Below are 19,733 nucleotides of genomic sequence, written 5' to 3'. Positions count from 1 at the left end.
GCTTAAATGTATGAAATTATTACCAACACTAAACAACAAAAAATTGAATTATCCTTTTTTGGCTTTAGTAGGTTCTTGCCTTTATATGACATCTTGCGCTACGCAACATCCTCAATATGGGAAAAACATTAAGACAGAAAAAGTACAAAATGTAGAAGGAAATAAAATTCAATCTATCTATTTAATAGGCGATGCAGGAGATCTTGATCAACCAAAAAATAAACAAAATTTAGAAATTTTAAAGAATCAATTAGCGAAAGCTGACTCTTCTTCTTATCTTTTCTTTTTAGGTGATAATGTTTACGAAAATGGAATTGTAACGGATTCTACAAAAGCTGAATATACAACAAGTAGAGAGAAACTTCAATTTCAGATTGATTTAGCGAAAGAATTTAAAGGAAAAACCCTTTTTATTCCAGGAAATCATGATTGGCGAAATGGTGTAAAAGGATTAAAAGAACAAGAAAAATTAGTCAAAAAACAATTGGGTAATAAAAAATCATTTTTACCAAAAGATGCGTGTCCAATTGATAAAATAAATGTAAATGATAGTATCGGAATTATTGCGATAGATTCTGAATGGTATTTGCAAGATTGGGACAAACATCCTGGTCTAAATGAAAAATGTGATATCAAATCGCGAGAAGCTTTCTTCGAAGAATTAGAATCGCAGTTGAACAAATATCAAAACAGAACAACTGTTATCACAATGCATCATCCGCTATATTCGAACGGAACACATGGTGGACAATTTGATTTCAAAAAACAGTTTTATCCATTAGGAGATAATTTCAAAGTTCCATTACCGGTAATCGGATCTTTTATTAATTTATTAAGAAGTACAACAGGTCTTAGTCCTCAAGATGTTAATAATTTCAAATACAGAGAAATGGCTTCTCGTATTGCAACACTTATCGAAAATAGAAATAATGTAATTGTTGTTTCTGGACACGATCACAACTTGCAATATATTCAACAAAACAATGTCAAACAAATTATCAGCGGTTCTGGTTCTAAAAAAGAATCTGCAAAAGCGGTTGGTAAAAACGATTTTTCTTACGGAGATAATGGTTTTGTTGTACTAGATTTATATGATAATGGCGCTTCTAAAGCTAATTTCTATGGTTTTAAAGACGATGGAATCGAATTATTATTAACAAAACAAATTACAGAAAAGAAAAAGGAATATTTGGCACAAGTTTATGATGATAAAAAAATGCCAAAAACGAAAGAAACAAGTGTATATCCATTAGACGTTACACGTAAATCTGATCCGTATAAATTCTTTTTTGGTCGTCATTATCGTCGAACATATGGACAAACAATTACTGCTAATACTGTTAATTTAAGTCAACTAAATGGAGGTTTAACCCCTGTTAGAATGGGTGGTGGACATCAAACGCAAAGTTTACGATTGGCAAATGCAAAAGGTGAAGAATACAATATGCGCTCGGTGAAGAAAAGTGCCACGCAATTCATTCAGCAAGTAGCATTTAAAAATAAATATGTTGCAGATGAATTTGAAGATTCTTTCACAGAGAAATTTTTGATGGATTTCTATACAACCAATCATCCATATTATCCATTAACAGTTGCTAATTTGATGAAACCAATCAATATTATGCATTCTACGCCAAAATTATATTACGTTCCAAAACAAGAAGCCTTGAAAGCATATAATGAGAATTTTGGTGATGAATTATACATGATAGAAGAACGACCAATGTCCGGATATCAAGACGGTGTTTTCGGAAAACCAAAAGATATTGTTAGCACAGATGATATGTTGGCTGCGATTCACAAAAACAAAGATGTTGTCGTGGATAAGCAAGCCTACATTCGTGCACGACTTTTTGATATGTTAGTTGGAGATTGGGATCGACATTCTGACCAATGGCGTTGGGGCGTTTACAAAGAGAATAAACAAACTGTTTATAAACCAATTCCACGCGATAGAGATCAAGCATTTCCACGTTATGATGGACTTTTCTTTCATTTAATTATGAAAATTCCTCCTTTGAGACATATGCAAGATTATAAAGATGACATCAAAAATGTAAAATGGTTCAATAGAGAACCTTATCCATTGGATTTAGCCATTTTAGAATCATCCGATCTTGAATTATGGATAAAAGAAGCAAAATATATTCAAGATAATTTGAGTGATGATTATATCAAACAATCATTTGAATTAATTCCTGAAGAAACAAAACAAGAATACGATCAAGAAGTAATCAATAATCTTATTGCCCGAAAATCTAAATTAGAAAAATTTGCAGAAGAATATAATAAAGTTCTTCGCAAATTAATCATTCTGAAAGGAACAAACGAAGATGAAGATTTTGTGATCACTCGTTTACCAAAGGGAAAAACAAATGTAAAAATCTATTCAGGACAAGATCGAACTTTAATTCTTGATGAAGATTTTGATAAAAAAGAAACGAAAGAAATTCGTTTATATGGATTAAACGGAAAAGATAAATTCAAGGTTGAAGGAAAGCCAAATAACGCTATTTTAGTTCGTATTATTGGTGGAATAGATGACGATATATACGAAGTAAAGCGTTCTGCAAAAGTAAAAGTATATGATTACGCAAACGGAAGTGATGCATCAGAATCTACCTTTTTAACATCGAAAAATTTTGTCAACGATTACGAGGTTAATACATACGATTACAAACAACCGATGTATAATTTCTTTACTATGTTACCTAATATTGGCTACAATCCTGATGACGGAATAAAAATTGGTTTATCGCCAACCTACACTGTCAACGGTTTTGATCGTAAACCATATTCGCAACGTCACAATTTGCAATTAAGTTATTATTTTGCGACAGGCGGTTGGGATGCCAAATATAAAGGAACGTTTACAAAAGCGTTGGGTAAGTGGAATTTAGATCTTAATGCAGCTTACACGAGCCCGACTTATAGTACAAATTTCTTTGGTTTAGGAAACGAGACCGTGAATAATCAAGAAGAAATTGGAATGGATTATAACCGTGTTCGATTAGAAAGTTATAGCATTGGACCGTCTATTTTCAAGATTATGAATAACAATGGTCGTTTAGATTTTTCTGCAATTTATAGTTACAAAAAGATTGAAGAGAATAAAGATCGTATCGTCGAAGATTTCCCATCAATTAATAGAGACGTTTTCAAAGGACAACATTTCGGAGAAATTGGAGCTAAATATTTGTTCAAAAATTACGATAACGAATCATTGCCAAAATTAGGCATGACATTTTTAGCAAATGCAAAGTGGATTTCTAATTTGACAGATTTTGAACGTAATCATTTTTATACCGAACTTAATTTAGGTTTCACACATAAAATTTCTGCAAATGGAAGATTAACAGTTGCTTCTATGCTAAAAGGTAAAGCAGTTTGGGGTAATTTTATGGAATTCTATCAAATGGCTAATTTAGGTGGAGATCAGGATTTACGTGGTTATCGATTAGGTCGTTTTGCAGGAGACAAAGTTTTCTTACAAACATCTGATTTACGATTTGATGCTTTACGTTTCAAAGCTGTTGTTCCACTTCGATTAGGTCTTTTTGTTGGAGCTGATTATGGACGAGTTTGGTTAAACGGAGAAGACTCAAATAAATGGCATTCATCTATGGGTGGTGGACTTTGGATAAACGGAGCACAATCTATTACCGCAACAGTTTCATACTTTAAAGGTGAAGATCCAGGGCGAATCGTTTTTGGTTTGAATTTCGGATTTTAACATATAAAAAAATAACCTTCAAAAATTTGAAGGTTATTTTTTTTGTACATATTTCTTGATTGCTTGCATCATATTTATCCACGCATTCTCTGAATGTGAGCGTTCAAAATCATCCGCAAAATCTTTTCCTTCAATTGATAGATAAGTAAAATTACCTGAAGATTTTAGATTAAAAATTACTTCAATCTCATGGTCTGTATTTTGTTTTTTATAATTATATCGCAAACGTTCATTCTCCATAATAGATGTAATCAAGGCTTCATCTACCAACGTTTCATTATTTTTTTGCGTTACAAACTTTATCCTCTCTCCTACTTTCCATTCGTTACAAGTCATTTTTATGTTTTCAAAACATTCATTAAACGCTTGTTCATCTGTCAAAACTTTCCAAATATTTTCGGCAGTACTATCTATCGAAATATTAAGCAATACATCATCTTTTTCCATTCTTTATTCTTCTATTTTAGTATATTTTTCGAGTTTATTTTTATAATTAATCGAAACTCTAATTGCTTGCAAACCGCTTATACCCTGCAAATCATCAATTTCCAAATATTCAACATCTTTTTTCAAAAATTTCTTATCAATTAATAAATTGATATAATTTGAGTATTCTTCTTTTAGGATATCTTCGGTATAAATAATACAAATTTTGTGTGGCAAATTGATTCGTTCATTTGTTCCTTTCACAAAAGCTTTACTCAATCTTTTCTTAATTATTTCATATTTTGCATTGTTGTATCCATTAACATCAAAACGTTTCTCATCTAATTTGAACAAAATATCTATAGTGGTATTCGTTGCAAAAATCAACGAAGCAACCTCTACTTTTAGCGGTGTTTTTTTCTGAATTTCTTTATACGATTGCTCCATCGAAATCATCGCCTGTAATTGCCAATATCTAATTTCACGAATATTTTGATAGGAGAATTTTTTGAACGGCGCAATACTTCGTCCAACATACAAATTATAATCAATTCCATCTGTCTTGAAACGTTCGTAATAATGCGGAAATACACCTTGAGCATCTTTCTGAAAAGTATCTAATTTGTTCGACAAAAGTGAATTTGTCATTACAATTGTTTGGTCAAATTTTTTGCGATCTACATAAAATAATCCCGTTGTAGAATCTAATTTTTTTAGATATTCTTCGATAATTGATTTCTCATTGTCCTTTACATATTTGGGAATTTCAGGATGAATATGCAACGTAATGTAATCAAATAATTCGCTTTCGAAATAGATTTTATCTACATTATCTATTCGTTGCAAAAAATCAGTCAAATCGTCAATATAATCCAAAAATTTATTCTTTTTTGTACGATTATATAACTCGTTACAAATCAAAATCAAGTAATTAATCTGATTAGTATAATCCATTTTTAAACATTGATTTCGAATCACTGACGAATTTCTCACATCCAATTCACCATAAATTGGATATACATTTTGAAAAGAGATCTGCAATTTTTGTTTTGTATTTCCCGGATGCAATATATGTTCGCGAGCTTTTTCTCTAAATTTCCAATCTACACTTGGATGCAACGACGTATATTCGGTTTGTATATAAGCATTGATTTGATTCTCAAACTCTACCGTATAGCGATAAATAGATTCTTCTAAAAGAGGCGTGATTTCGCGCAAAAGGTTTGCATTAATTCGATTGAAAACTCCAGCTTCTTTCGAGCCTATTTCTAAAATACCTAAATGAGATTTTCCGTTTTTCAATGGATAAAGAATCAAACTTTTCAGACCAGATTCATTTGCCATTCTCAACATTTTATCTTGCGGAAACTTCTCCAAAGCTGCGTCAATATTAGAAACAACATAATAATCTGATTTCGATATTTTGTTCTCTAAATCAGCACAAAAAATTTCATTCAGTTTTATTTTTTTATGATTATCAATCAATAAACTATCATTCAATTGTAATAAATGACTAATTTCCAATTGATTTTTATCCGAATTATAAGCCGAAAAACCAACTTCTAAATTATTGATTCTAAAAATAGATTTTAATGCAGAAATAATATCATTTCGAACAATATTAAAAGGTTCTCCATAAGATAATAATTTAGATTTTAAGTTAGAAAGTGCAATTTCAGTCGTATTATCAAAAAATGAAACAAGATTAAACCCTTTTGCAATCCAAGATCCAATTGGAATTTTTCTCATCCACAAAGCTGTATCTTCATAATTATTCAACAACTCTTCAATTTCATCTTCAGTCAATTTAAATTTATCTTCGGATGGATAAATACGAAAATAATCATGGTTTATATCAGTCCCAAGATAAATTCTGTAGCCATTTTGATTGTCTATCACCAACTGATTTGATAGATTAAAATCTAAATTTTTATGATAATATTTCGATAAGATGAAGCAACAACAAAACTTATATAATGTATCATAATCTAAATCTTCAAAATTGAATTTTAGTCGTGATTCATTATTATCAATCAACTCTTTAAGTCGATCTGTTGCAAAAATAAATTTGTCAGAAAAAGGAAAAGTTATCGCTTTTAAATTATATTTTACAAATGGTTTAGGAATAATTTTCTCAATAATTGGCTCAACATCTTTAATAATTTTCTGAAAATCTTCAAATGTTTCAACACCATCAATCAACTCTGGTCGAGTAGCTTTCAGATATTCTAAAAAAGCTTTAAACTCTCCAAAGTTGTATTCAGATCGTTCTAATTCTTCAATCAGCGATTGGAACGAGTAAATAATTTTGAGGGGTAATTTATCGATAAAATTTTCTTTCATATATTATTTAAAAATAACAAAAGACTACTAATAAAGCAGTCTTCAAGTTATTATTTTTTTAGTCATTATCTTGTAAATACCAAAATTTCTTCGGTAGAAAGATTCTCATCAAAACGATAACCATCCACGTCAAATGCTTTCACTTGATCCAAAGTTTCAACTTTATTTTCTGCACAATAACGCGCCATTGCACCACGAGCATGTTTAAAATACATCATGATTTTTTTCAATTCACCGTTCTTGTAATCTTGAAACTCTACATCAATCATCGGAACTTTTAACGATTTTCTATCCAAAACTTTTGCATATTCATTGCTTGCTAAATTTAAGATAAACTCGCCTTTCTTCAATTTTAAATTTAGAAAAGGTGTCAAAATTTTTTTCCAAAAACCATACAAATTTTTCGAACCATGAACATCCAATTTCGAACCCATTTCCAAGCGATACAACATTACTTTATCAGAAGGACGCAACATCCCATAAAGTCCAGATAACAAAAATGCATGTTTATTAAAGTAATCAAATGCTTCATCATCTAAAGTTTCAGCATTCAAACCTCTATAAACTTCACCTTTGAAAGCTAAAGCTGCTGGAATAGCTTGTTTCGCAGTAGGTTTAACATTCCAAACCTGATTACGCTCCACATTCATTTCTGCAATATCTTTCGAAATTTTCATTAATTTTTCAAGATCTGTTGTACTCATCTCTTTCATAACATCCATAATTTCTTGTGAATGTTCCAAAAATTGAGGTGTCGTTGCTCTCCATTTAGCATTCGTTTCCAAATTCATCATCTTCGCTGGAGAAAGTAATATTTTCATGTATCAAAAAATCTTAATTAATAAAAAAAGTATTCTGTTAGAATAAAATCTAATTCAACTTTTCTCTAACAAAGATAAGAATTCTTTGTTTTAGAAAAAGTGTAATTATATTGATTAAAAATATTCATAGATTACAAATAACTATTACTTAATATCAAAAAGGATTTCAATTGAAATCCTTTTTTCGTATCTTATTTTTGTAAAAACATTTCATTAAATTTTCGGTTTTCTTCTTCAACCATTTCTTCAAAATCGGCTTGACTTATCTGTTTTCCTTTGGTTGGTTTATTTATTTTGAATTTATCACTCACTTCAACTTTTGTTGCAACGTAAATTTGCTTATTCAACTGATTTCCTTCTTTATTGTTTAAAATAATTTTTAGAATTACACCAGGTAATCCGCCATAATTTGTTGGTCCATTTTTATAATTGAGCTTTGGCGCATACCAAGCTTCTACAAATGTATTCTCTGATTCTTGTAAAATTGCTTTTTTGACATCAAATCCTAAAATTTTAGAATTTTCTTTTTTAAGTATCCATTTATATTGTGGAATTGAATCAGAAATAAGGAGATTTTTACCATTAAAATTAATTTCAGAAAGTGAATTATTGTCTTTTAAATTTTTATAAAAAAATCCTCCAGGACCACTAACAAAACTTATTGACATTCCACTTTTATTTTGTGAATTATCTACTCGATCAATTTTATTAAAAGTAGATTCGTCTTTAGATGTAATCAATTCAAAATACAACCGATTATCATTACTATTTTTGTACATATCTCTACTCTTAGCATCTGAGGCATTTTGATAATCAAATTCATTTCTGAATTCATACTCTATTTTTAAATTTTCTTGCGCATTCATAACATAAAATGTTAAGCAAAAAAACAGCGTAAAAATATTTTTCATTCAATATTAATTATTTGAAGTTGTAAATCCTTTATCAATTAAATCATAATTTATTCTTTCACCTTCATTTGGACGTTTTATCTGAATCGTATTATTTTCTTTAAACTCCAATAAATTATATTCGGTTACCATTTTAGCTTTATTGTTTAGTGTTTCTTTATAGGAAATGATATATCCTGGAATATCAAAATAATTAATATCCTGATCAATTGGGGAAAATCGGATTTCAGATGGACAATACCATATTTCTATCGTATGTGTTAATTTGCCAACTTCAAATTGAAAGTCTGCACGTTTCGCATTACAATTATTAATAACTTTTGTCTCATCTTTAAAAACCCAATCAATTTTCTTAAAATTACTGAAGATTATAGCTCTTTTATCTTTATAATTTCGCTGTGTTTCTGCTATCTTATCTCTGTAATTTACATAATTGTATATTTGTCCATCATAAAATCTATCATTTTTTCTGATTTCAAAATTAGCTTCATCTCCTTTTTTATTAAGTTCATAAACTATTGAAACACCATTTAAGTTTGAGTTAAGAAATGAAGTTTTGTATTGGTAATAAGCAGTTAAATTTTCTTGCGCATTCATAACATAAAATGTTAAGCAAAAAAACAGCGTAAAATATTTTTTCATTCAATATTAATTATTTGAAGTTGTAAATCCTTTATCAATTAAATCATAATTTATTCTTTCACCTTCATTTGGACGTTTTATCTGAATCGTATTATTTTCTTTAAACTCCAATAAATTATATTCAGTTATCATTGAAACCTTTTTCACTTTATTGTTTAGTGTTTCTTTGTAAGAAATTACATATCCTGGAATATCAAAAAAATTAACCTCTTCAACAATTGGAGAAAAACGAACTTCAGATGGACAATACCAAACTTCTATCGTATGTGTTAAATTACCTTCTTCAAATTGATAGTCTGCACGTTTCGCATTACAATTATTAACAACTTTTGTTTCATCTTTAAAAGCCCAATCAATCTTATTGTAATTTTTATAAATTACAGCTCTTTTACCTTTATAATTTCGTTGAGTTTCTGAAATCTTATCTTTATAATTTATATATTGATAGAGCTTACCATCATAAAATCTATCATTTTTCTTGATTTCAAAATTCGCTTCGCTACCTTTCTGATTTAGTTCATAAACTATTTTTACTCCACCATCCATATCCTTAAAAGATGTTGAATATTGGTAATAAGCAGTTAAGTTTTCTTGCGCAAAACCAATATTAGAAAAAAGTAAACATCCATAAAGTAAAATTCGTTTCATTTTGTTGTAGTTTGATAATTAATACTCTAAAATAATTTTAATTTTATAATTCTTTAATAATTGAACTAACATTTAACACAATATTATAAAAGAGAAAAATTAATCATATTTACTATTCTCAAACTTTACTATAAACTTAATTTTTATCCACTCCTTGACTATTCATTTCTTGTTGTTTCTTAAAAAAAGCATCCATTTCTGCTTTATACGTTTTGAAATCAACAATTTTCCCTTTCTTAGGTTGATTTATTGTTACATTTTTCTTCGCTTCTTTTACAGATGTTGCTTTGTATGTAATAACCATATCAGCATCGTCGTTCGTTTTTCTTTCTAATTCTAAAATCAAACCAGGTAATCCCATATACTTATCTGGCCCCGAAGGAAAAGACAAGGAAGTAGCAAACCAAGCTGTAAACTCTTCTTTATTGATTTTTGCGGTTGCTTTACGAACATCAAAACCTAAGACTTTTTTCTTCTCGCGTGTTATAATCCAATTAATTTTAGGAATAGAATCTTTGATAATTCGATCCATTCCAAAACCAACCGATTCGTGCATATAATAATTTTCAAGCAAGTCTTTGTAATACAATCCATTTCCTTGTGTCGAACTATAACTTATTGAATTTCCACCATTTAGTGTTGGTTTTTGATTATAATTAGAAGCCGTTTTATCCGTTATTAATATATAAGGTCTAGGAATTTTCATTTGTTCAGTGAAATACCTAATCGTTTCATCTTTACTCAATTTTCGATTGTCAATTGTAACTGAACCTTGAGTTTTACTTGCATCATATACTGTATATACATCATATTCTACTTCTAAAATATCTTGCGCATTTGCAAAATAACACAAGCTGCTTAATACAATCAATAATAATTTTTTCATAGTTTATATTTGGTTATTCTTTATCTACTCCTTGATGTTCATTCGAACTTTGTTGGTTATAATCAGCTCTCAATTTTTCAAATTCGGCTTTAGAAATTTCCTTTGCCTTGAATAATTTCTTAAATTCTAAATGATCTTTCGTTGTAACAGAAGTTGCTTTCAAAGAATAAGATGGATCAATAATTCCATTTCGAATAGATTCTACTTTTAATACCAAACCTGGAAGATTAATAAATTCTTTTGGACCAAAACGTTTGGGTAAACTTGGTGCATACCAAATAATTGATTTATTATTATCATCATATTTTACAACTGCTTGTTTAACATCAAAACCCAAATAAGTAGATTTTTCTTGCGTTAATTCGTATTTATAATGTGTAGAAATGGTATCAGTTACAAGGTATTTTTTATTCTCTATCATCCATTCTTGTTTCATTTTATTTTGATTGAAATCTTGTTCAAAATTATACGAAAAAATACCATACATCGTAACCGATGCGTTACCTTGTGAATTATTAATTTTCTCAATCTTGGAAAAAACACTTTTTCCTTTTTCTATTTGTAGCACATAATTTTTTGGAACAGAAAGTGCTTTTATAAAATCATCATCCAATTTTTCTTCCTTCCCATCTTTTCCTATAATTCTAGGAATAGAAACTTCTTCATATACAATCTCTAGAGCTTCTTGCGCTTGAACTAAACTACAAAAAAAACTAATGAAAATTACTAAATATTTCATTCAAAATTATTTTTTGTCCACTCCAATCGAAAAAGATTCTCTCATTTTTTGACGAGATTCATCTTGCAATTTTTTAAATTCTTCTTGTGTTATTTCTTCACCTTTTAAAGGTTTAGTTTTAGACATTTTCTTAGGGTTTAAGGTAATTTTATCCGCTTCATAAGTCATAATCGAACCAAATTTACCGCCCGTTTCGCTCACCGTTTTCAGAATCAAACCTGGCAATCCATTCACTTGATTTGGTCCTGCATCAACCTTAATATCTGGCGCAAACCAAGCTGCTATTTGCTTACCTTTATCATTACCAATAGCTTTTTTTACTTTGTGACCCAAAATCGTATCTTCAATATCTGTAATTTTCCATTCATAATCTTTATATGGAGTAACCACAATAAAATTTTGTTTATCTAAAACGACTTCTTGGCGAAACGCTTTCTTACTTATTTCATTAATCAGATCTTTATATTCTCCTCCAATATTAATTGAAAAAGCCCCCATAGAGCTACCATTTTGATCATTATTGATAGTTTCTATTTTTTTGTAAATGGACTGATTATCATTATATTCTAATTGATAATAAATATTTGGAGACCCTCCAATTTTTATTGTACCTCCTCCTTTTTGTGCTTGCTCTCTTTCAAACTCCTTTATTTTTTCTTCATCATGCTTTATATCGTATTTATAATCGACAATAAGCTTTTCTTGCCCAAAACCAAAATTCGAAAAAAGTAAAAATCCAGCTAATAATAATTGTTTCATTATGTTGTAGTTTATAATTAATACTCTAAAATAATTTTTATTTTTCAATTCTACAATAATAGAATATATAATTAACACAACATTGGGAAAAGAAAAAAATCCAACCGAAGTTGGATTTTTTCTATATAAATTAAAATAAGTTTCTAAATTATCTCAAAGTGTTTCAGCGCATTCCATATTCCGTGATTATCCGCAGAAGTTGTATAATAATCCGCAGCTTCTCGCACATTCTCCTTCGCATCGCCCATTGCTACACCAATTTTACAACCTTTCAACATACTAATATCGTTACCTCCATCGCCAAAAGCCATTGTTTTAGATAAATCTAAATTATCGCGATCAGCCATTCGTTCTATTCCGCGCATTTTACTAATATCCTTCGGATTTATATCAGCAAAATATTCTATCCAACGTGTTCCTACACTATTTGTCAACACATTTTTCATCAAATAATCTTCTTGTTCTTCGTTTACAAAAAAGTTCATTTGCATGATATTATCTTTCGGTAAAGTTCGAGGATCAACCACTTCTGGAACTTCCATTCCAAAATATGCAAACGATTTTTCTACATTATCATTCACACGATTAATACTAAACGCTTCTTTCGTCATATACGAAAATGAAAATGGATTTTCATCATCATATTGCAACAAAGCCTCTATATCATTAGGATTAATATAATCTACAAAAAATGATTGACGGTTTTCGTCCGAGCACATTCCACCATTATTATTGATATAACCATCAAAACCGTAATCAAAAATATGTTCGGGCATATCCACCATATTTCGTCCTGTTGCGATGTATATTTTTTTATTTTTTTGTTTTAATAATTTCAACGCTTCGATTGTCGAATCACTGATTTCATGGTTTTCAAAACCTTGTAATGTTCCGTCAAAATCGAAGAAAAAAGAATCTATCATACCTTAGTTTTATCTTTTACAAAATTAAAAAAGCAACCTTTGCTTGGTTGCTTTTGCTGTTTATTTTAACGCTAATTTAATAATTTCTATTGCTTTATTGGTATCTTCTTCAGAAATATTGAGATGAGGGCGCATTCGCACAGAGTTTTCACCACAAGGAAGAATAATCATGTGATTTTCGAAACATGTTTTGATGAACTCTGAACGATCCAAATCTGATGAAAAATCAAACGCAATGAACAATCCTAATCCACGAACCGAATGAATTTTCTTCGTCTCTTTTGCTATTTCATTCAATTTTGATAAAATATATTTACCTTTTTCTGCCGCATTTTCTACTAATTTTTCTTGTTCGATCACTTCTAAAATTAATTTGAAACGCAACATATCGATATAATTCCCACCAAAAGTCGAATTAATACGGCTTGATTCCTTGAAAACATTATTCGGAATTTGATCTAACTTTTCTTTATTCGCTAAAATTCCACAAACTTGTGTTTTCTTTCCAAACGAAATCACATCAGGAATCACATCATAATGCTGAAAAGCCCACATTTTACCAGTCATTCCCATTCCTGTTTGTACCTCATCAAAAATCAATAAAATCTCTTCTCTATCACAAATTTCTCTCAATTTCTGAAAGAATTCTTTTCGAAAATAATTATCTCCTCCTTCACCTTGAATCGGCTCAATAATAATACAAGCAACTTTATTTTTGCGTGTTTCTAAAACATTTTCTATTTGTTCAATCGCTCGTTTTTCAGCCTCAACAACCTTGCTTAAATTATCTTCCGTAACAGGATAAATTCGTTTTGGATTTTCAATTCTTGGCCAATCAAATTTTGGAAAATATTCGTATTTACGAGGATCTTTCGTATTCGTTAGCGATAATGTGTAACCAGAACGTCCATGAAACGCTTGCTTAAAATGAATGACATCACTTGCTTCTTTCTCAATTCCTTTCGAAAAATTTAATCTTGTTTTCCAATCAAAAGCCGTTTTTAGTGCATTTTCTACTGCCAATGTTCCTCCAGAAATAAAGAATAAATATTGCAATTCTTTCGGCATCGCAACACGCTCAAATGTATCAATTAAATCGGCATAATCTTTTGTATAAATGTCTGACATCGCAGGTTTATTGACAGCATTTCGACCTAAAAAATCAATTTTCGCCATCAAATGTGGATGATTATAACCAATCGCCGTCGAAGCAAACATCGAAAATAAATCTAAATATTCAATGCCATTTTCGTCTACAACATAGGAACCATGCGACTTATCCATATCCATTACAATCGGATATCCATCTGCCAATATATGTTTTGCTAATCTTTCGTGTACTGTACTCATCTCTGTAAATTTTTAAAAATCAAACTTAATTCCTTGCGCCAATGGCACTTCTGTCGAATAATTAATTGTATTCGTTTGTCGTCGCATATATGCTTTCCAAGCATCCGAACCCGACTCACGTCCACCTCCAGTTTCCTTTTCACCACCGAAAGCACCACCAATTTCAGCACCAGAAGTTCCGATATTTACATTTGCAATTCCACAATCAGAACCTTGTTGACTCAAGAATAATTCAGCTTCGCGAAGATTATTTGTCATGATAGAAGACGATAAACCTTGCGCTACATTATTCTGAATTTCGATAGCATTTAACACATCTCCAGAATATTTGATTAAATATAAAATTGGAGCAAAAGTTTCGTGCTGAACAATTTTATAATGATTCTCAACCTCAGCAATTACAGGTTTTACATAACAACCGCTTTCAAAGCCATTTCCTTCTAAAACGCCACCTTCAACGATAATCTTTCCTCCTTCTTGATTGATTTTTTCTAAAGCATTTGAATACATTTCAACCGCATGTTTATCGATCAATGGACCAACATGATTTGCTGTATCCAACGGATTACCTATTTTTATTTGTTTGTAAGCATTTACCAACGATTCTTTTACTTTATCATAAATCGACTCGTGAACAATCAAACGTCTTGTTGTTGTACAACGCTGTCCAGCCGTACCAACTGCCCCAAAAACAGCCGAAGTTAGCATAACTTTTAAATCAGCATCTGGCGTAACAATAATCGCATTATTTCCACCTAATTCTAAAATTGTTTTACCCAAACGAGCAGCAACAACTTTATTCACTTCAATTCCCATTCGCGTAGAACCTGTTGCAGAAACCAAAGCCACACGAGCATCTTGCGCAATTAATTCACCGATTGTTTTATCGCCCATTACCAAAGAAGAAACGCCTTCTGAAATATTATTTGCTTTTAAAACTTCTGCTAAAATATGTTGACACGCAACCGCACACAAAGGTGTTTTTTCACTTGGTTTCCAAACTACAACATCACCGCAAACCATCGCTAAACATGTATTCCAAGACCAAACTGCAACTGGAAAATTGAACGCAGAAATCACGCCTACAATTCCAAGCGGATGATATTGATCGTACATGCGATGCAAAGGTCTTTCCGAATGTATTGTCGAACCATATAATTGACGCGATAATCCAACAGCAAAATCACAGATATCAATCATTTCTTGCACTTCACCCAAACCTTCTTGATAAGATTTTCCCATCTCATACGAAACCAATTTTCCCAAGGAAGCCTTTTTCTCACGAAGTTTCTCTCCGAATTGACGCACAATTTCTCCTCGTTTCGGAGCAGGAATCATTCGCCATTCTTTGAAAGCAACTTGTGCTTTTTTTATCACTTCTTCATAATCATCTTTTGTTGATGACTTAACTTTTCCAATCAATTTTCCGTCTACTGGCGAGTAAGAAGAAAGCTCTTCACCTTTTCCAAACCAAGTATTTCCTGTTGATGTTCCAAGATTTTCGGAAGAAATACCTAATTCTTTTAATTCGTTTTCTATCATTTTTTTGTGTTATTTTGTGTTTTTAACTTTTACCTAAATTAGTCAAAAGTTTCATAAATTAAAATTTTTAATAAATATTATTCAGAATAATTTTTAATTTAGTGAATAATCGTTAGATTTAATAAAATAAAACCGCATAAAATGAATTCAACTACAGATTATTTTAAGATTGATGATTTATTGACAGAAGAACACAAATTAATTCGTCAATCTGTTCGAGATTTTGTGGACAACGAAATAAAACCTGTGATAGATGATGCTGCGCAACATCATAAAGATATTCCAGATTTAATGAAAAAATTAGGCGCAATTGGTGCTTTAGGACCTTATATTCCTGAAGAATATGGAGGTGCAGGATTGGACCAAATGTCGTATGGATTAATCATGCAAGAATTAGAACGCGGCGATTCGGCTGTTCGTTCTGCTGCATCAGTACAATCTTCGTTGGTGATGTATCCAATCTTTTCTTTTGGATCTGAAGAACAAAAACGCAAATATTTACCAAAATTAGCTTCAGGAGAATTCGTTGGAAGTTTTGGATTAACTGAACCAAATCACGGTTCAAATCCTGGCGGAATGGAAACTCGTTTGACTAAAAATGGTGATCATTATATCTTAAATGGAGCAAAAATGTGGATTACAAATTCACCAATTTGTGATATTGCAGTTGTTTGGGCAAGAGATGAAGAAGGAAAAATTCGTGGTGTTATTGTAGAACGCGGTATGCAAGGTTTTACAACGCCAGAAACATTGAATAAATGGTCATTAAGAGCTTCAAAAACAGGTGAATTAGTTTTCGAAAATGTCAAGATTGAAGCTTCTCAAATTTTACCAGAAGTAAGTAGTTTACGCGGACCATTATCTTGTTTAAACTCGGCTCGATACGGAATTTCTTGGGGTGTAATTGGCGCTGCAATTGATTGTTACGAATCTGCTTTGAAATATTCGTTAGAACGAACACAATTTGGAAAACCGATTGCTTCTTATCAATTGCAACAGAAAAAATTAGCTGAATTTATTACAGAAATTACGAAAGCTCAGTTGTTATGTTGGCGATTAGGAACGTTGAAAAACGAAAATAAAGCAACTCCTGAACAAATTTCTATGGCAAAACGCAACAATGTAAAAATGGCTATTGATATTGCGCGAGAATCTCGTCAAATTATCGGTGCAATGGGAATTGTAGGCGATTTCCCTATGATGCGACATGCAGCAAATCTTGAATCAGTGATTACTTACGAAGGAACGCATGATGTCCATTTATTGATTACTGGAGCAGATGTGACAGGAATTAATGCTTTTGTGTAAGATATTTTTTCATACAATCATATATTTTTATAGGTTTACAATTCGTTTGTAAACCTTTTTTATTTATCACACATGAAATTGAAATCAATTCTACTTATCATTTTTTGTATTCAGGCTATTGTTCTTGATGCACAGGAAACCTACAAAATTACGTACGAACGCTTTTCGAATGGAAAGAAAGTCGAAGAAAATAACCCCATACAAGTTATTGCGAATACAAAAGAAACCGTTATTGGAAAGCAACAAAGTTTTAGTAATTCTTCAAATTATCCTGATGAAATGTTTTATTATACCAAAACAAACCCATCAATTATTTCCTTGATTACACAATTTGACCCGACTAATTCTATTATTACAAATGATTCTGTCGCGTTCAATAAATCTGTTTTTACAATTTCTAAAGAAACAAAACGAATTTTAGGTTTACGTTGTAAAAAAGCAACAACAAATATTAATTCGAATACAATAGACGTTTGGTTTGTTGACAATATGGAATTGAATGCTTCTCCAACAATGGTTGGAATGAATTTAGGTTTTGTGTTAGAACTTACACGAAATAATAATTCAACGATTCGAGCTTCGAAAATAGAACGCGAAAAAGATTTGATTCCAAGTCAATTTATCCAAAAAGAATTGCATCAAAATAGAGTTGATTTATTGACATATAAAGACATTATTTGGAAAAGTAAATTCGTTGATATTCCACTTTTATCACATCAACAAGTTAACTTTAGTAAAGATTTTTCGTCAAATGATTCAATTTATCGCTTTGCTAATGGAACTGTTGTGGTTCGAAAAATTAAAATTCCTCAAATTAAAGTAGGAAGCCAAGTTTTCTTAAATGTTTCGCAACAATCAAATGGTGATGCTTACGACAGAACTGGTTCTGTGTTTTTGATTCCCCGTGATTCTAAAATTACATTTATGGATGGTTTACAAAAAGGAATTAATCAATTACCGATTTTTACATCTGCAAATAATAAGAAATATCAAGGTTATTTTTTGACAGAAAATTATTCGCCAACTATTGAATTAATGCGCTTTTTCACACCTTTTGGAATTAAAAAATTCAATCATATTCAATTAAAAAATCAAACATGGGAAACCGAAGCAAAATATCGTCAAGAAATCACAGAATTTCAAGGTTTATTATCTGATCAAGAAGTTTTGATTGGTTTCTTCATTGGAAATTATGATCAAGGCGGACATATTATTTCTGCCAATATTTCTGTTCATCCATCAGGTTCTACAACAATGCCAATTAAAAAGGTTTTACCAATTTTCAATACTGCAAATGTGATGGAAATGGCTGGACAAGAATACCCTACTTTGTTCGAAAATCCGAATGGTTTTACAGTAGAATTCACGTTGAAAGAAGATTACAACAATGCTAAATTACGTTTTACAACAACTGGACATGGCGGTTGGGAAAATGGTGATGAATTTGTTCCGAAAGAAAATAGTATTTTTCTTGATGGACAAAAAGTATTTAATATAGTTCCTTGGAGACAAGATTGTGGTTCGTATCGCGCTTACAATCCTGCTTCTGGTAATTTTGACAATGGTTTATCATCATCTGATTATAGTCGTTCTAACTGGTGCCCTGGAACAATCACAAATCCATATTTTATAGATTTGGGCAATTTAAAAGCCGGAAAACATAGTATACAAGTAAAAATTCCGCAAGGAAAACCAGAAGGAAATAGTTTCAGTTATTGGAATGTTTCTGGTGCTCTTTTAGGAGAATAATTTTTTTGGAGCAAAAAGATTTATTAAACGTCTTTTTGCTCTATTTTTTTATGATTTATCAAAACCGTTAACCAATCTACAATATCTTGATATACTTCATCTTTGATAGATTCATTCAATATTTCATGTCTCAAGTTTGGATATAGTTTCATTGTTACATATTGAAATCCATTTTGCTTTAAATCTTTATACGATTGCAAAACTCCTTTACCAAAATCACCAATTGGATCATCTGCTCCACTCACAAAATAAATAGGTAAAGATTGCGGTATATCTTTTGTCCAATTCTTTTTTGTTGCTTGTATATTTAAATTAATCAAAGTATAAAAACCGTTAACAGTGAAAGGTATTCCGCAAAGAGGATCTTTCAGAAAATTTAAACGATTTAACTCATCTAAACTAAACCAATTAGTCTCATGAAAATTTTCTTCATTTTGAAAATGTTTATTATTCGATTTTAAAAAAATAGTATTAAGTAATTGACTTCTTTTATGAGGAATCAATTTATTTAGAAGACTTAAAAAACTACTCAATAATTTAATTCCAGGAATCCTACCTCCTGTTCCCATAATTATAGCACCATCAAAATGATTTCCATATTCTTGAAGTAGGCAACGTGTTATAAACGATCCCATTGAATGTCCCAAAATAAAATGTGGTAATAAAGGGTATTTATTCTCTAACAAATTAGCTAACTCTTTTGCCGTATTTATTAAATTTTCTTTTGGATTGTCTAAGCAGAAAAAACTGTAATCTTCTTCTATTTTAGCTGTTTGTCCATGTCCTAAATGATCATATAACAAAACTAGAATTCCTTTGTCAGCCAAATACTTTGCAAAATTTTCATATCGCCCACTATGTTCTTGCATACCATGGACAATAAGTAAAGTAGCTATAATCTCATCTTCTGGAAGAATTACTCTATTATAAATATTCTCTGGTATTGACATTTT

At 30.6% G+C, this 19,733-nt stretch carries 16 protein-coding genes; 3 read left to right on the top strand and 13 right to left on the bottom strand.

Annotated features, from left to right (window positions below; all coding sequences use genetic code 11):
- Positions 1-10 precede the first annotated feature (10 nt).
- The gene (locus HXZ69_RS09235) at positions 11-3,733 is read left to right on the top strand and encodes a metallophosphoesterase (RefSeq protein WP_286495775.1); all 3,723 of its coding nucleotides are present in this window, start codon (positions 11-13) and stop codon (positions 3,731-3,733) included.
- Positions 3,734-3,766: 33 nt separating this feature from the next.
- On the opposite strand, the gene HXZ69_RS09230 is transcribed toward HXZ69_RS09235, so the two are convergent.
- From HXZ69_RS09230 to amaB, 12 genes are all read right to left on the bottom strand, one after another.
- Positions 3,767-4,180, bottom strand: coding sequence for an SRPBCC family protein (locus HXZ69_RS09230; RefSeq protein WP_286495774.1), 414 nt, complete (start codon positions 4,178-4,180; stop codon positions 3,767-3,769).
- 3 nt (positions 4,181-4,183) lie between these two features.
- A complete protein-coding gene (locus tag HXZ69_RS09225) occupies positions 4,184-6,502 on the bottom strand; it encodes a hypothetical protein (RefSeq protein WP_286495773.1) in 2,319 nt (772 codons plus the stop codon).
- A 65-nt stretch (positions 6,503-6,567) separates the two neighbouring features.
- Complete coding sequence (yaaA, locus tag HXZ69_RS09220) at positions 6,568-7,323, bottom strand: peroxide stress protein YaaA (RefSeq protein ID WP_286495772.1); 756 nt, start codon at positions 7,321-7,323, stop codon at positions 6,568-6,570.
- A gap of 191 nt (positions 7,324-7,514) precedes the next feature.
- Positions 7,515-8,234 carry a GLPGLI family protein gene (locus HXZ69_RS09215; protein WP_286495771.1) on the bottom strand — a complete coding sequence of 240 codons (720 nt, stop codon included), beginning with the start codon at positions 8,232-8,234 and terminating at the stop codon, positions 7,515-7,517.
- A 6-nt stretch (positions 8,235-8,240) separates the two neighbouring features.
- Positions 8,241-8,831, bottom strand: coding sequence for a hypothetical protein (locus HXZ69_RS09210; protein ID WP_286495770.1), 591 nt, complete (start codon positions 8,829-8,831; stop codon positions 8,241-8,243).
- A gap of 51 nt (positions 8,832-8,882) precedes the next feature.
- Positions 8,883-9,524: a hypothetical protein gene (locus tag HXZ69_RS09205; protein ID WP_280051431.1), complete on the bottom strand. Its 642-nt coding sequence runs from the start codon at positions 9,522-9,524 to the stop codon at positions 8,883-8,885.
- A gap of 136 nt (positions 9,525-9,660) precedes the next feature.
- Entirely contained in the window at positions 9,661-10,410 is a 750-nt protein-coding gene (locus HXZ69_RS09200) for a GLPGLI family protein (protein WP_286495769.1), read from the bottom strand.
- 13 nt (positions 10,411-10,423) lie between these two features.
- Entirely contained in the window at positions 10,424-11,149 is a 726-nt protein-coding gene (locus HXZ69_RS09195) for a GLPGLI family protein (protein WP_286495768.1), read from the bottom strand.
- Between the two features lie 6 nt (positions 11,150-11,155).
- Positions 11,156-11,908: a GLPGLI family protein gene (locus tag HXZ69_RS09190; protein WP_052217824.1), complete on the bottom strand. Its 753-nt coding sequence runs from the start codon at positions 11,906-11,908 to the stop codon at positions 11,156-11,158.
- Positions 11,909-12,051: 143 nt separating this feature from the next.
- Positions 12,052-12,831: an HAD family hydrolase gene (locus HXZ69_RS09185; RefSeq protein ID WP_286495767.1), complete on the bottom strand. Its 780-nt coding sequence runs from the start codon at positions 12,829-12,831 to the stop codon at positions 12,052-12,054.
- A gap of 60 nt (positions 12,832-12,891) precedes the next feature.
- Complete coding sequence (gene lat, locus HXZ69_RS09180; protein ID WP_286495766.1) at positions 12,892-14,181, bottom strand: L-lysine 6-transaminase; 1,290 nt, start codon at positions 14,179-14,181, stop codon at positions 12,892-12,894.
- 12 nt (positions 14,182-14,193) lie between these two features.
- Entirely contained in the window at positions 14,194-15,723 is a 1,530-nt protein-coding gene (gene amaB, locus HXZ69_RS09175) for an L-piperidine-6-carboxylate dehydrogenase (protein WP_286495765.1), read from the bottom strand.
- 141 nt (positions 15,724-15,864) lie between these two features.
- Here amaB and HXZ69_RS09170 point away from each other — a divergent pair, with 141 nt between their 5' ends.
- Both HXZ69_RS09170 and HXZ69_RS09165 read left to right on the top strand, forming a co-directional pair.
- Positions 15,865-17,031 carry an acyl-CoA dehydrogenase family protein gene (locus HXZ69_RS09170; RefSeq protein WP_286477688.1) on the top strand — a complete coding sequence of 389 codons (1,167 nt, stop codon included), beginning with the start codon at positions 15,865-15,867 and terminating at the stop codon, positions 17,029-17,031.
- Between the two features lie 72 nt (positions 17,032-17,103).
- Positions 17,104-18,780 carry a PNGase F N-terminal domain-containing protein gene (locus HXZ69_RS09165; RefSeq protein WP_286495764.1) on the top strand — a complete coding sequence of 559 codons (1,677 nt, stop codon included), beginning with the start codon at positions 17,104-17,106 and terminating at the stop codon, positions 18,778-18,780.
- Positions 18,781-18,803: 23 nt separating this feature from the next.
- Here HXZ69_RS09165 and HXZ69_RS09160 read toward each other — a convergent pair whose 3' ends face one another.
- Entirely contained in the window at positions 18,804-19,730 is a 927-nt protein-coding gene (locus HXZ69_RS09160) for an alpha/beta fold hydrolase (RefSeq protein ID WP_286495763.1), read from the bottom strand.
- Between the last annotated feature and the right edge of the window lie 3 nt (positions 19,731-19,733).

The sequence above is a fragment of the Empedobacter sp. R132-2 genome (assembly GCF_030324375.1).
Lineage (GTDB): Bacteria > Bacteroidota > Bacteroidia > Flavobacteriales > Weeksellaceae > Empedobacter > Empedobacter falsenii_B.
This window is presented reverse-complemented; position numbering and strand designations above follow the sequence as displayed.

Excerpts from the sequence above, each read along its gene's own strand:
- HXZ69_RS09235 (WP_286495775.1), top strand. The coding sequence starts at position 11 with ATGAAATTATTACCAACACTAAACAACAAAAAATTGAATTATCCTTTT.
- HXZ69_RS09230 (WP_286495774.1), bottom strand. The coding sequence starts at position 4,180 with ATGGAAAAAGATGATGTATTGCTTAATATTTCGATAGATAGTACTGCC.
- HXZ69_RS09225 (WP_286495773.1), bottom strand. The coding sequence starts at position 6,502 with ATGAAAGAAAATTTTATCGATAAATTACCCCTCAAAATTATTTACTCG.
- yaaA (WP_286495772.1), bottom strand. The coding sequence starts at position 7,323 with ATGAAAATATTACTTTCTCCAGCGAAGATGATGAATTTGGAAACGAAT.
- HXZ69_RS09215 (WP_286495771.1), bottom strand. The coding sequence starts at position 8,234 with ATGAAAAATATTTTTACGCTGTTTTTTTGCTTAACATTTTATGTTATG.
- HXZ69_RS09210 (WP_286495770.1), bottom strand. The coding sequence starts at position 8,831 with ATGAATGCGCAAGAAAATTTAACTGCTTATTACCAATACAAAACTTCA.
- HXZ69_RS09205 (WP_280051431.1), bottom strand. The coding sequence starts at position 9,524 with ATGAAACGAATTTTACTTTATGGATGTTTACTTTTTTCTAATATTGGT.
- HXZ69_RS09200 (WP_286495769.1), bottom strand. The coding sequence starts at position 10,410 with ATGAAAAAATTATTATTGATTGTATTAAGCAGCTTGTGTTATTTTGCA.
- HXZ69_RS09195 (WP_286495768.1), bottom strand. The coding sequence starts at position 11,149 with ATGAAATATTTAGTAATTTTCATTAGTTTTTTTTGTAGTTTAGTTCAA.
- HXZ69_RS09190 (WP_052217824.1), bottom strand. The coding sequence starts at position 11,908 with ATGAAACAATTATTATTAGCTGGATTTTTACTTTTTTCGAATTTTGGT.
- HXZ69_RS09185 (WP_286495767.1), bottom strand. The coding sequence starts at position 12,831 with ATGATAGATTCTTTTTTCTTCGATTTTGACGGAACATTACAAGGTTTT.
- lat (WP_286495766.1), bottom strand. The coding sequence starts at position 14,181 with ATGAGTACAGTACACGAAAGATTAGCAAAACATATATTGGCAGATGGA.
- amaB (WP_286495765.1), bottom strand. The coding sequence starts at position 15,723 with ATGATAGAAAACGAATTAAAAGAATTAGGTATTTCTTCCGAAAATCTT.
- HXZ69_RS09170 (WP_286477688.1), top strand. The coding sequence starts at position 15,865 with ATGAATTCAACTACAGATTATTTTAAGATTGATGATTTATTGACAGAA.
- HXZ69_RS09165 (WP_286495764.1), top strand. The coding sequence starts at position 17,104 with ATGAAATTGAAATCAATTCTACTTATCATTTTTTGTATTCAGGCTATT.
- HXZ69_RS09160 (WP_286495763.1), bottom strand. The coding sequence starts at position 19,730 with ATGTCAATACCAGAGAATATTTATAATAGAGTAATTCTTCCAGAAGAT.